Genomic DNA, 13,583 nt, shown 5'->3' on the forward strand with positions numbered 1-13,583 from the left:
AGAAGTGTATTCATGGCATGAGCTTATTTGCCCATTATCTGCACAAATGGAAATTCAGATTAGCCATATTAATTGGCTTAGTTTTGTTGTGGCCGCTTCAAAACTCAATAATTAATACATTAAAATCTGATGCGTTAGCGCCCTACCATATTAAGTTACCTATTGATTTAACAACTGAGCTTCGACATAAATGGGAGATAGAGCCTGATGCGGTTATCGAAAAAATATTTGTAAGTGGCAGTTTTAGTGACTGGCATATCGATGATACTTATTACCAACTTCAACAACAGAATAATGAATATACTTACGAACTGCCCGTATATCCTGGCGAACTTGAATATAAATTAGTACTTTTTATTAAAGATAAAGTTGAACCCGTTTGGATTTTAGATCCCAATAACCCCTACACATCACTAAATCCTTGGGGGGGAGAAAACTCAGTATTACACATTGCTGACTGGCCAAAAATAACCCTCATCAGCCAAATTTTTACCCTTGCATTAATCGGCACATTTTTATTATTTTGCATTTTAGAGCCGTTATTGTATTGGTTGTTACACCAAAAGATGCCCTTTCACCGTAAGTTAGTTTTAAGCAACATTCTTATTTTGGTATGCGCACAAGTCCTTTTTTTAACCTATCAGCTGCATTTGAATCGACAATTAGTTAAACAAGGCTTGATTGATAATGTGCACGGCATGCACTTAATTTTGAATGGCGAAGGTATCGACTTTGAACAACTTAATCTACAAAAAAGATTAATTGATAATGCGCTAACAAAGTTTTTTTTACCCGCAACGACTCGTATTGATAAAACTCAAAGTAGCCTCTTCCAAATTACCTTGTCTGATTTTGCTGTATTAGATAAAAACGGAATATTGATTACTCTGCGCCATCGCGCCCAAAACTTACAAATACAACAATCCCGTGCAGAACAACTCGGCTTTAGCAGTACTCAAGATTACTTTGTTGAAGGTATGTGGTCGAAGCTAATTCCACAAGCGATAGCAGAAGCAAGTCAGGGGCAAATCATAACGGCATCACGGCCATTAAAAGTAAAGTGGGTTGAAACCCCAAGAACCCGTACCGCTGAGTTTTTACTTGGTTATAGCCAGTTTGTGCAACCTATTATTTATCGTGGTCAAGTTAAAGGATTTTATGCAGGATCAATTCAAGTAAAGCTTTATGGTGATGAATTACTGAGAATGTTGTTATTTCAGGCACTTCTGCTTGGTGGCGTGGTGTTGTTATCAAGCTGGCTATTTACCCGTGTCGGTAAATTGGTAACTGAAGATATTTTAAAACTGACTAAGTGGACCCAAAACATTGTAAAGGGTAATTTATCTCAAGTATTAACCATTAACAGCCAAGATGAGATCCAGCAACTATCTGAAAACTTCAATAAAATGCGTCAATCATTACAAGATAGTTTTAACCATATTGAGTTGCAAAACAGCAGGTTATATCAAGAAGCATATTTTAACTCATTAACCGCATTACCTAATCGTAAAAAGCTTTACAGCGATTTAGCAGAGCAATCAATTGCCGCTTTACTGGTGATTAACATCAACGATTTTGGTGAGTTTAATGATTTCTATGGTATTAGCGTTGGAGATGCAGCCTTGCTGGAGGTCGCTCAACGTTTATCGCTTCAGCGATCAAATTTCAGCCTGTATAAAACAGGGCCGGATGAGTTTGTTGCGGCCTTATCTAGCCAAACGTTTGCTACTATCAATCGGCATATTCTAGCTGAGTTAGCTCATATTCTATATCAAGATATTTGCCAAACCCCATTGGTAATTGAGAAGAGTGAATATTCTCTTTCTGTCAGCATCGGAGGGGCAATACTTGCCAACAGCGTCAATCAAAATTCTGAAACATACACAGCTGATCCTCAAACGTCATCAGCCAGCCAACTTCATCGTCAAGCTGATTTAGCGAGACGATTTGCAAAAAAACAACATATTGAATATTGCTGCTTTAGCGAAGAAATGGCCGACTCGGAAGCTTTTGAAGAGAACATGCGTCAAAGCCGTATGCTAGCTATGGCGGCTCAAGAGCAATGGGTAGAGCCTTATATTCAATTGATCCAACCATTAATAGATGCGCCAGTAAAATTTGAATGCTTAATGAGAATTAAACTCCCCACGGGCGAGATACTTGCTCCGTATCAGTTTATGTCTGCGGCAAGAAAATCACGACTTTATCCTCAACTTATGCGTTGTATGCTGACAAAATCAATCGCGTTATTTAAACATCAGACCTATGAATTTTCGGTCAATATCACTTTAGACGATATTGCTATCCCACAAAATCTAGAAGAGATTTTGGCCTTATTACACAACGAAACTGAAGTCTGTAAAAGATTAACATTTGAGTTATTAGAAAGTGAGGAAATTACCAATTATGAAGCGGTGGAACATTTTATAAAATCGGTCAAACCGCTTGGCTGTAAAATAGCTATTGATGATTTTGGGGCGGGATATTCTAACTTTGTTCACTTACTCAGTTTAGACATAGATATTATTAAAATTGATGGGTCATTAATTCGAAATTTAGATAATGATCCTAAGGCGCAGTTGTTAGTCGAAACTATCGCTAATTTTGCCCATAAAATGGGCAAAAAAACGGTGGCAGAATTTGTCGAGAATGAACAAATTTTAGCCCTGCTGTACCAATACCATATTGATTATGCTCAGGGCTACTTACTCGGTAAACCAGCCGCCAGTATCGAACATGCATTAGCTATTTTTAATCAACCGTAAAAGATTATAGCCTAGTTAATTGTTCAAGCAGCTGACTAAAGTCTGGGCGAGATTCTAGGTTATCTTGCATACACTCAAACGCAAGTTTAGTGAGTATATGATATTTATCCGAGTGATACTCAGGGTGTTTTGGCTGAATTAATCCAAGTAAATCATCTAATAAGCATCCTATTGCTCGCACTTCAATACGATGCATTTTGGCGCGTTGAGTACCGGATAAATTAATCAAATTTGATGCGGCACCAAAATCCCCAAATAGCACCTTGAAAGTGTCATCAATCATAATATTGTGAGCGTAAATATCACCATGACTGACGCGCTGTTGATGCATATGCTTTAAGGTATCAGCCATTTGCTTGGCAATATGCGTTATCGCATCTAGGGAGAACAACGTTCCCGCGGTGAAAGTGTCTCGGGTACAGGTGGCCAATGAGGGGGGTAAACCTAGATTCTGATACCCTTTAGGAATAAGCGACATCACTAACCCAAGTGTTTCATCATGATGAATTTGGCCAATTGCAGGTATCAAACTTTGATGTTCGCCAGTCGTTAAACAGCAATCCAGTTCATCTGCCGGATAGCCATCACTGGTTATCGCCCCTTTAAATATTTTAACCGCCACTTCATCGGGTAAATGTTGCTGCGACTTAGGTTTATCAAGCCAGTGGGCTTTATAAATGATCCCCGACGCTCCTTGACCAAGTTGCTCACTCAAATTCAAATTATCAAGGTGGATCATTGGTACACTGTCGTTCAAACATTCTTCAACATGGCTAAAAGGATTGCCTGCAAATGCTAACCAACTTAATTTAGGTAATGCTAATAACCAGTCTGGAATATGACTCAGTTGATTAGCTGACAACCTAACTAACTCTAACGCCTGACAATTCACCATCGACTCGGGTAAATCGACTAATTGATTTCCAGCCAGAGCCAGCTTTTTAAGCTGAGTTAATCGCCCAAAAGATGCAGGTAAATGGCTTAACTGATTATCAGTCAAAATTAACCAGCGAGTGTGTTCAGGTAAAGCATCTTCCGCAATATAGCTGATTTGATTGGCTTTAAAACCGATCATTTCAAGCTTGGGGCACTTGCCTAATATTGCTGGTAACTCTGTGAACTTATTTTGTGAAAGAAATAGAATTCGTAACTGGCTGAGTTGATCGAAGTCATCAGGTAAACTCGATAATTGATTATCAGATAAGTCTAAAATCTCTAAACTATCAGCTAACGAGAAAATAGCGCGTGGAAACTCGGTTAGCTCTGCAGCAATTTGCAAACGTGTGATGCCCTGTAGTTCACCTGACTCTAGTTGCTTTAACGTATGCATGTTAGATCCTGCCGATGTATAAGCCAATAAAAATGAACGCGGATTGTAAAGAAGCGCAGGCCTGATAGCAAATATCAGCAAAAGGGTTGCTGTAAGTGTTACTACAAGTGAAACAATGGCTAGAGGTAAGTGATGGCTAGTGATTATCATCAACAAAAAAAAGACCACTGCATAACAGTGGTCAAATGGATACTAAAATGTCAATTTGGGGTTGATGCTATTTAGTTTCGCAGCGTTAAACAGACTGCGATATCCAGTAAAAATCAAACAAAATACTTAAATTAACTCAGCCAGCATAGCATCGTTGTACTCAACAACCGCTTCACCTTGGCGCACTTTTGCAACATAATCAGGATTAGCAATAAAAGGACGCCCAATAGCCAGCAAATCAAACTTGTTAGCGGTAATCGCTTCTGCACCGCTTTGAGCTGAGTAGCTTCCCACGCCCACTAATGTGCCAGTGTAGACTTTACGCAAGTAACTCGACACGCGACCGTCTAAATAATCAAACTCCATCGCATCATCAAATATTCCCGCATGCACAAATGCGATATCGCGTTTAGCCACTTCAGGTAATAAGTAATCAAATATGGCTCGATCTCGCTTGTCTGCCGCCATATTAAAATAAGCACCTGGCGATAAACGCAATCCGGTACGATCTGCACCAATTCGTGCCACAATCGCATCAAGCACTTCTAGTGCAAAGCGCGACATGTTTTCAGGGGTTTGCCCATATTCATCTTCACGGCGGTTACTGTCATGGTGTAAAAATTGGTCAATTAAATACCCGTTAGCCCCGTGTATCTCTACGCCATCAAAACCAGCATCTATCGCATTCGCAGCCGCTTGTGCATAATCTTTGACTAATTGTTCGATATCTTCTTTGGTTGCCGCTTTAGGCGTTTGATACGTCAGTTCACGCATTCTAGGTACACTACCCTCAACCGCGACGGCTGATGCTGATAACACATCTCCGCCACCAAAAAAGTGTGGATGAGCTACGCGTCCGGTATGCCATAACTGCGCAAATATTTTGCCGCCATTAGCATGTACGGCATCAGTTACAACTTTCCAACCTTGAACTTGTTCAGGGCTAAACAAGCCTGGAGTATTAGGATAGCCTTGTCCATCAGGACGAATAATAGTGGCTTCACTGATAATTAATCCGGCTTCAGCACGACGAGCATAATAGTCAGCAATTTGTTGAGTAGGCACTAAGTTAGCATCGGCCATGCAGCGCGTAAGTGGTGCCATTAAAATTTTATTAGCTAACGTTAAGGTATTATTTAGTGCATAAGGTTGAAATAAATTTGCTGACATAACCTGCTCCTTTCTTGAATATGCATTCAAGATAGTCTTATTTGAATGATCATTCAACTAGTTTTTGAATGTTTATTCAAAATTGGTTAGAATCAGCAATAATTCATAGCTAAAGAGAGTCAGTATGAGAAACGCAGAGTTTGATCGCCAAGCCGTACTACGCGCTGCTATGCGAGCATTTTTGGTAAAAGGTTATGCCAAAACCAGCATGGCTGATTTGACCAAGGCGACGGGGCTACACCCTGGATCAATTTATTGCGCTTTTGAAAACAAAAAAGGCCTGCTTTTAGCTGCAATTGGGCAATATCATGAGGATCGCAGTGCTCAGTTCTTACAAATTTTTGCTAACAGCAATAATCCATTACATAACTTAAAAGCCTATCTAGACAGCATAGTACAAGAGTGTTTAAGTTGTGATGCGACGCAAGCCTGTTTACTGACCAAAGCATTAAGTGAAGTTGGCGAGCAGGATGAGGATATTCATCAACTGATCCATCGCAACCTTTATGCCTGGCAACAGGGTATTGAACAGGTGCTTGAAACGGCAAAATCACAGGGATTGATTACCACAGACACAAATAGCCAAATACAGGCACAATTTTTAATGATGGGAATATACGGCCTACGTACTTTTGGTCACACTGAACCGAATATTGAAGTATTACAACCTCTTGCGGATAAATTATTTCACAGCTTATTAAATTAGTATTATACAAAGCAAAAATGACGTAAATTGCGTCATTTAAGTGAATTATACCATATCTAATCAGGTATTTTGTATTTTGTATTAAGCCATTGTTAAACGCCTAAAACCTTTTGCCATTGCTAGCCAAGTACCTTTTGCGAATAAACCCGCTCACCTAATGAATTCAAGATAGTGCATTGACCTTCTAATACGGCAATGATTGATTTCCCGCGACGAAAGCTACTTGGGATCATTACTCGGCCAAATTCGCTAACCTCCAAATCCGTTAATACAGCATTGTGCATCTCTAAACCAACAGGCGCTTCGTAATACAAAACAGTTACGGTTGCAGTTGTTTTTGCTACTGTTGCTGATTCACTTTTTATATCTTGCTTCGTTTCAGGTTTCATTTTCGACTCTCATACCAGCATGATTGTGGTTAAGCGAAAGATTAATTAGCCAACGTTCCTTATTTAGTCGATCAATCATTGTTATGTTAATTCACTATAGTCTGCAGTTCTCTGAGGAGAACACTTTAACCTATGATAATATGCTCTTTTAAACACAAATCCTATAGTAAATTGGTTAATTATCTCGAATTTGACATAGTGCACCAGTGAAACAATCTATACACTTCATTATAAATATAGATTATCTACACGTTTTTTAATGGCACACCTAAACAGCTAGACAGTTTCCTGCTAGAATCGAGAAAAATTTATAGTCTTATCATTTAAAAAACGAGATTAAGATGGGCAGAGCATACCAAAACAAAAAAGAGTCCATGGCGAAAACCGCTGGCCAAAAGACACGTATTTACTCACGTTACGGTAAAGAGATTTACATTTGTGCTAAAGGTGGTGTTGACCCTGATGGCAACTTAGCGCTTCGTAGCCTAATAGCCCGTGCAAAGAAAGATCAAGTACCTGCACATGTTATTGAACGTGCAATTGAAAAAGCCCGTGGTGGTGGTGGTGAAGATTATGATACTGCCCGCTATGAAGGTTTTGGCCCAGGTGGCTGTATGGTTATTGTCGACTGCTTGACTGATAACGGTAACCGTACCTTTACTCAAGTTCGCCAGGCGTTTGTTAAAAATGATGCCAAACTAGGCAGCCCAGGCACAGTTGGCCATATGTTTGAACATCAAGCCGTTTTTGTGTTTGATGGTGACGACGATGAAGCAATTTTAGAACTACTAATGATGGCTGACGTTGACGTTACCGATGTAGAACTTGAAGATGGCATTATCAGTGTATTTACACCGGTATCAGAATTTAACAATGCTCGCACAGCACTAACAGAAGCCTTCCCTGAAATTGACTTCAAAGTGGAAAACTTGGCTTTCGTGCCACAAACCATGACTGAAATCAGCGGCGAAGACATCGAAAGTTTTGATAAATTTTTAGCCGCATTAGATGACTGTGATGACGTTCAAAACGTGTATCACAACGCTGAAATTAAAGAATAAACACATAATCGAATCCAAACTATATTCAGTTTGATGCCATAAACAAAAAACGCAGCTTAGGCTGCGTTTTTTATTAGAACTGGATTTAAAAACTCAATTAACGTAAATCCATCTCTTGTACTTTTTCATAAGCAATTTCTGGTGCAGTCACTTCAGGTTTAGCATGCATATCTGCTTTTAAATGACCTTTACGATGTTTAAGAGCGGCATCTAACTTTTTAGCTGCACTGGCAATGGCTGGGTACATCACAGCATCAAGGCCTTTGGCTGCAATACGTGAACCTTCGTAATTGGTGCTAACTTCTACGTCGTATTCGCCATGTTCTTTAGCGATGATTACGTCTAATGAAATAAGAGTGGGGAAATGGCTCGCAAGCTTGCTGAACTTTTCTTCTACATGTTGTTTGACTGTGTCGGTAACGTCTACATGGTGACCAGAAAGATTTATTTTCATAGAGTGTCCTTAACGTAATAACGTCTATTTTAATGCTAATTTAATTGCTGGCTTAAAATAGAACTTGGGGCATGTACTGTGGATCTCAAGAGATTAAATCAACAATGTGGCAAAATGAGATTCAAGTCACATCTGTAATTTAATTCTGTATTGTTTGTTTAGGCGATGCATAACTAAATAGTTATTACACCAAATAAATCTGAACAACCTTGTTCTTAAAATTATTTAACACCACAATACACACTTAGTATAGACATAAACAAGTCACTTTGTTTACTACTTTAGTGGGCTTTACAAAGCTTGCTCACAAAGCAGGCGAATAAGTAGTATTTTCAGTTAAATTTTAATCATTTAATGCAAATCAATGAAACTTAATTAATTTAGAGGTTGATAAAATGGCACCTAAAACACTGCAAATAGACATAGTTTCAGATGTAATGTGTCCATGGTGTATTGTTGGATATAAGCGCTTGCAACAAGCTTTAAGTACTTTTACCGCAATCGATGTTCAAATCACCTGGCATCCTTTTGAGCTGAATCCTGATATGGGTAAAGATGGTCAACATCTTGGTGAGCACTTAGCCGAAAAATACGGTTCTACACCGCAGCAAAGCCAACAAAATAGAGCCAATTTAACCGCTATAGGTAAAACCTTAGATATTGCATTTAATTTCACTGACCAATCACGTATTTACAATACGTTCAACGCCCACCAGCTATTGCAATGGGCGAAGTCATTTAACAAACAAACCGCACTAAAATTAGCCTTATTTGAAGCCTACTTTCAGCAACAGCAAAACATTGCTGATAATGAAGTGCTATTAAATGTGGTTGAAACGGTTGGATTAGATCGTGAGCTGGCTAAAACAGTATTAGCATCGCAACAGTATGCTAATACTGTTAGAGCAGAACAATCCCTGTGGCAAGGACGAGGGATCAGTGCAGTACCTGCAATTGTGTTTAACCAGCAATATTTAATTTCCGGCGCCCAAAGCGCAGAATACTTAGTTGAAACCATAAAACAGCTGCAAGAATAACGCGGGTTAACCATAGATAGTCACTTAACGTGGTCATCGTTTAATCAGCCTCCTGCCCATAAAAAAAACCAGCTTGCGCTGGTTTTTTATCAATTTAATCAAAAAATTACTGTGTATTGGTTGCAATAACGCTTTGCGGTTAGTTCAGCTTCATCACTTTCAATGCAGGTGAATCACTGCTTGGGCCAGTAACAGTGAATCGATAAGTGGCATCCATTGCAACCGACAGTTTCATATTCGCCCCTTTCTTTGCAAGGGTTTTGCTGTTGCCTTCTATCACTATTTCATCTCCCGCGACGGCACCAAAGTCCACAGTAGACCAATCACCCGTCGCAATTTTAAATTCATACTCACCAACAGCGATAGCGATATCAGCGGTGTAAACCGATCCCCCTTGATAGGCTAAGGCATCAACTTCCCCCCAACCATTCATGCCGCCACGAATATAAACGGTATTGCCAGCAAACATCTCGGTCTTATTGATGGTTAATGTCGGCTCGTTACGATGACTCATATCAAAGGTGAAGGTATATTCGCTATCACTATCAAACGTCACCTTTAAGTTACTGCCTTTCACTGCGAGTAATTTGGGTTCTGCCAATGTGACCGATGTGTCTGTTTCACCGCTACCATAATCAACCGTTGACCAGTCTGCTGAAGCCACTTTGAACTCATGGGTACCTGCTGTCACCATAATGTGGCTCTGATAAATACTGCCACCTAAGTAGACTAGCTCATTGGCTTCTCCCCAACCGTTCATGCCTCCTCGCACAAATACTGATGTGCCAGCAAATGGCTCTTCGTTATAAACCGTTAACACAGGATTGGCTTTATCTGATGCATCAAGCGAGAACACATAGGTTGCATCGGCGGTGGCACTGAATAGCATATTGGCGCCTTTGGCAGCTAATTGCTCAGCAACATCTTCATCGACTCCCGCAACATCGCTCGATAGCGCGCCAAAATCAACCGTGCTCCAATCTGCCGAGGCTATTTTAAACTCATAATCACCCGCAGCAAGGGTAATTGCCACCCGGTATTCACCCGCACCAACATAGGTAAATGAATCAACCTCTCCCCAACCGTTCATGCCGCCACGCACAAATACCTCTGTGCTACCAAATGGCACAACATCGGGCGCACCCGCTGTGGCATTAGCATTTAAGCCTGCGCCTTGTGTATCGCCTTGAGCTTTAACAAACACGGCCGTTGTATAAGCTGGAACGTTAAAGGTGCCTTCTCCCTCGCCCTGATTAAAACTAGCACCTTGAACGTCAATATCCATTGAGTTGACTAATGTTGGATGTAGGCTAAAACCGCTGGCTGTGGCTACGGTATGTGACTGAGCTGAAGCACTGCCATTTATCATTACCACCATAGCATCAACCATAGGGTCAATATCCACTAAACCAAGGCCATCATCCACACTCATCACAATCACGCCTTGAGTTTGGCGTTTACCGATATTATGAAATCCAACGCGGTCGATAATATCTTGCTCTGTGGTTAAACGCAGTAATGGGCTCGTTTTACGAATCGATAAAAACTCATTAAACACACTAGAGGCAAACTCAATTTCAGACATTGATGCTGCTGAATTGGGGTTACCCGATCTTTTGATAATTTGCGCCATTTTGGCAGCATTATCTTGCTTTAACGGTAATCCCACATTCCAGTTGTTGCTGTTTTTGGTAAAGTCGACCCAGTTGAACCAATCGCCAGAATCATAGGTATTTCGGTCCATTGATTTTGAGCGCAACATGTCTCCGCCCATTTGTAAAAATGGAATACCCTGACTCATTAACGGAATAGTTGCTGCGATATTTTGCACTCGTACCCGTGATGCTAATGATAAGGTTTCATCATTTGAATACTGCAAGATATCCCAAAGGGTCTCGTTATCATGCTTTGAGACATAATTAATACTGTCGGCTGGATCTAGCGCATAGGCTGTTGGCTGACTATTCCAACTAAAGCTACTGCCTTTGGCTGAGTTACCGTTGAAGTCTTTTAACACGTAGTTTTGTAAGTTACCGGCCATCGATAACCTTAATGTATCTTGATCACGCAAGTAATCATCTTTTTGCTCAGAAGCAAATAAAGCACCACCACGGACGGCTTCGCGGATACGGTCGTTAAAAGTGCCTACCTCGCTACCCGCCATGTTCGCTTGTACCGCTTGTTCAAATAAACGGTTATCGGCCACCTCACCAAAGTTCCAACCCTCACCATAAAAATAATTATCGGCATCAACGGCTTGTACAGCCTCACGCGCAGCCAAAATACTACTTTTCGGCATATGCCCCATCACATCAAAACGGAAGCTATCAAAACCATACTCTTTGGCCAGAATCACCATTGAGTCGGTAACAAACTTGTCCATCATGCGGTGCTCTGTTGCGGTGTTATCACAACAGGTTGAGGATTCAATTTTTCCACTAATCTCGTTATATCTGTGGTAATAACCTGGCACTACTTTATCCAACACTGAGTTATCCCATAGGCCAGAAGCACTGGTGTGGTTATACACCACATCAAGTACCACTCTTAGCCCTAACTCATGTAACGCTTGGTTCATGGCACGTAATTCAATAATACGCGCAACACCATCTGCATCACTGGCATAACTGCCTTCTGGTGCAATAAAGTGCTGTGGATCGTAACCCCAGTTAAAGCTGTCGTAACCTCGCATAGCATTCACTAAGTCTTGGCTATCAAAAGAGCCTACAGCATATCCCGCTAAAATCGATTCTATAGTGGCTGATTTATCTTGGGTTTTACACGCAGTAGCACTGTCATCAATTTTTTCACATAAGGCACCTAAGGTATCGGTAATATCAATACGCTGAGCGGGATTTTCATTGATGGTCGCTATGTCTGTCACTGGCAAAAGATGAAAATGAGTCACCCCCTTTTCAGCAAGTGTGCGTAAATGTTCAACAGGTGCTGACCCCTCTTCAGTAAAGGCTAAATACTTACCTCGGTTTGCGACTGTGGTGCTTTCGTCACGGGCACTAAAATCACGTACGTGCCCTTCGTAAATCACTGCATCTTCAGGATTTGCAATGGTTGGTATGGTATGTCCATCCCAGCCTTCAGGTTTTAAGTCGTCATCAGTTAAATTAACAAACTGGCTGTAACGGCCATTGGTTGACACGTTAAGAGAGTATGGGTCGGTGGTTTCTAACGTTTCGATTTTTTTCGAAACAGGATGATACACAGTTAACTCGTAGCGGTAATACTGACGATCAAGGCTGATATCCCCAGTAAATGACCAAATACCCGTTGCGGTATCTAGGCTCATAGCCTCGGTTTTGGTGAGTGTTTTAGCGTTATCATAAATCTTTAAATTCACGCTTTGTGCCGTTGGCGCCCACACCTTAGCGGTTATCCCGTTGTCATAGGTAATGCCTAATGTCGCTTCATCGGCATCATTATCACCCGTGGTGTAAAGTGCATCTAACACCTTGGCTACTTGCACATGGGTGGCGGCAACGGGTTTATTGTCACTATCATATGCAACCAACACCAACTGCTCTTTAGCCATACTCTTAGCTTCATCTGCAGTAAAATTCGCGTCATAGGCGGGCCAAGTAGCTAAATGCGGCACCAAGGCTTTTTGCGCATCACTTAAGGTTGCTTCCGTTAACTCAATTTGCACACCGCTAATATTGCCCTCATTATCGGCTTCAATGCCTGCACTGGCAGAGTGGTGTAAAACAAATTTGGCAACGCCCTCTGGAGACTCATTCCACACAAAGGTGTTTTGGTCTAGCCAGTGAGCACTGGCACCGTCAATAGAAAAACCGACATCCAAAATTGGATAGTCATACACATCCGACTCACCATGAATGGTAAAGTTAACCCGGTTAAATTGTGCTTCAGGCGCGACATCATTTTCAAATGACTTAAGATTCATCACTAAATCACTGTCACCCAGTGCTTTACCTGATCCTTCAGTACCGACATGAATAATAAAGTTGGCACAATCGCTATGACCTTCTTTTAAATTAATCAGCCAGTAAGCCCCATAGTTAGGATCGATACCATCAAACGAATGACCATTGGCCCAATCCGTTGAGTCAAACGGTGGAGCATAAGCATCGCAGGTATCGTTATTCCATGAGTGGAGCTTATAACCAGGGTAATTAGGGTTGGCGTTGGAGTTATCTTTGTCTTTAATTCGGTTGTAATACAGCACTGCCTGATTAGGTCCAGCTAACACGGATGGCAAAGGTAATTCAGGGTTATAACCTACTATGCAACTTTCATTTTTTGCATCGGGAAACTTAGGCGCAGGGCAGCTTAATGGCGGTGGCGGCACACAATCTGTACCTGCTGCGTTTGGTACATTAGGCACATTACAGGTTAATAACACTTTTCCGGGCTCGGCAGAATCGCCACCGCAGCCTATCAATGCTGTCATACTCAGTGCAAAAACACTGAAGGTTGTTATTGTTGACTTGGTCATCATGACTGACTTCTCCCCATCACTTTTTGTAGTAACGCAATCTGGTGTTG

The 13,583-nt window shown here is 41.1% G+C and carries 9 protein-coding genes; 4 read left to right on the forward strand and 5 right to left on the reverse strand.

From position 1 onward, the window contains the following. Positions 1 to 17: 17 nt before the first annotated feature. Positions 18 to 2,765, forward strand: a complete 2,748-nt coding sequence (locus tag ORI98_RS06270; RefSeq protein WP_306134667.1) for an EAL domain-containing protein — start codon at positions 18 to 20, stop codon at positions 2,763 to 2,765. Between the two features lie 4 nt (positions 2,766 to 2,769). Here the strand turns inward: ORI98_RS06270 and ORI98_RS06275 are convergent, their stop codons facing one another. Next, positions 2,770 to 4,095, reverse strand: coding sequence for a leucine-rich repeat-containing protein kinase family protein (locus ORI98_RS06275; protein WP_306134668.1), 1,326 nt, complete (start codon positions 4,093 to 4,095; stop codon positions 2,770 to 2,772). Positions 4,096 to 4,371: 276 nt separating this feature from the next. Continuing rightward, positions 4,372 to 5,415, reverse strand: a complete 1,044-nt coding sequence (locus ORI98_RS06280) for an alkene reductase (protein ID WP_261299933.1) — start codon at positions 5,413 to 5,415, stop codon at positions 4,372 to 4,374. 124 nt (positions 5,416 to 5,539) lie between these two features. On the opposite strand from ORI98_RS06280, the gene ORI98_RS06285 reads away from it, so the two are divergent. Continuing rightward, on the forward strand, positions 5,540 to 6,121 hold the full coding sequence (locus ORI98_RS06285) for a TetR/AcrR family transcriptional regulator (RefSeq protein ID WP_306134669.1): 582 nt from the start codon (positions 5,540 to 5,542) through the stop codon (positions 6,119 to 6,121). Between the two features lie 119 nt (positions 6,122 to 6,240). Here ORI98_RS06285 and ORI98_RS06290 read toward each other — a convergent pair whose 3' ends face one another. Continuing rightward, positions 6,241 to 6,510 (reverse strand): TIGR02922 family protein, encoded by a 270-nt coding sequence (locus ORI98_RS06290; protein ID WP_306134670.1) that lies wholly within the window; start codon positions 6,508 to 6,510, stop codon positions 6,241 to 6,243. A 341-nt stretch (positions 6,511 to 6,851) separates the two neighbouring features. Between ORI98_RS06290 and ORI98_RS06295 the strand changes: the two genes are divergently transcribed. After that, positions 6,852 to 7,571 carry a YebC/PmpR family DNA-binding transcriptional regulator gene (locus tag ORI98_RS06295; protein ID WP_261299930.1) on the forward strand — a complete coding sequence of 240 codons (720 nt, stop codon included), beginning with the start codon at positions 6,852 to 6,854 and terminating at the stop codon, positions 7,569 to 7,571. 97 nt (positions 7,572 to 7,668) lie between these two features. Here the strand turns inward: ORI98_RS06295 and hpf are convergent, their stop codons facing one another. Next, complete coding sequence (gene hpf, locus ORI98_RS06300) at positions 7,669 to 8,025, reverse strand: ribosome hibernation-promoting factor, HPF/YfiA family (RefSeq protein ID WP_306134671.1); 357 nt, start codon at positions 8,023 to 8,025, stop codon at positions 7,669 to 7,671. 395 nt (positions 8,026 to 8,420) lie between these two features. Between hpf and ORI98_RS06305 the strand changes: the two genes are divergently transcribed. Further along, a complete protein-coding gene (locus ORI98_RS06305) occupies positions 8,421 to 9,062 on the forward strand; it encodes a DsbA family oxidoreductase (RefSeq protein WP_261299977.1) in 642 nt (213 codons plus the stop codon). A 139-nt stretch (positions 9,063 to 9,201) separates the two neighbouring features. On the opposite strand, the gene pulA is transcribed toward ORI98_RS06305, so the two are convergent. Further along, the gene (gene pulA, locus ORI98_RS06310; protein ID WP_306134672.1) at positions 9,202 to 13,536 is read right to left on the reverse strand and encodes a pullulanase-type alpha-1,6-glucosidase; all 4,335 of its coding nucleotides are present in this window, start codon (positions 13,534 to 13,536) and stop codon (positions 9,202 to 9,204) included. Positions 13,537 to 13,583: the final 47 nt, after the last annotated feature.

The organism is Shewanella sp. ULN5, from assembly GCF_030731885.1.
In the GTDB taxonomy this organism is placed as follows: domain Bacteria; phylum Pseudomonadota; class Gammaproteobacteria; order Enterobacterales; family Shewanellaceae; genus Shewanella; species Shewanella holmiensis.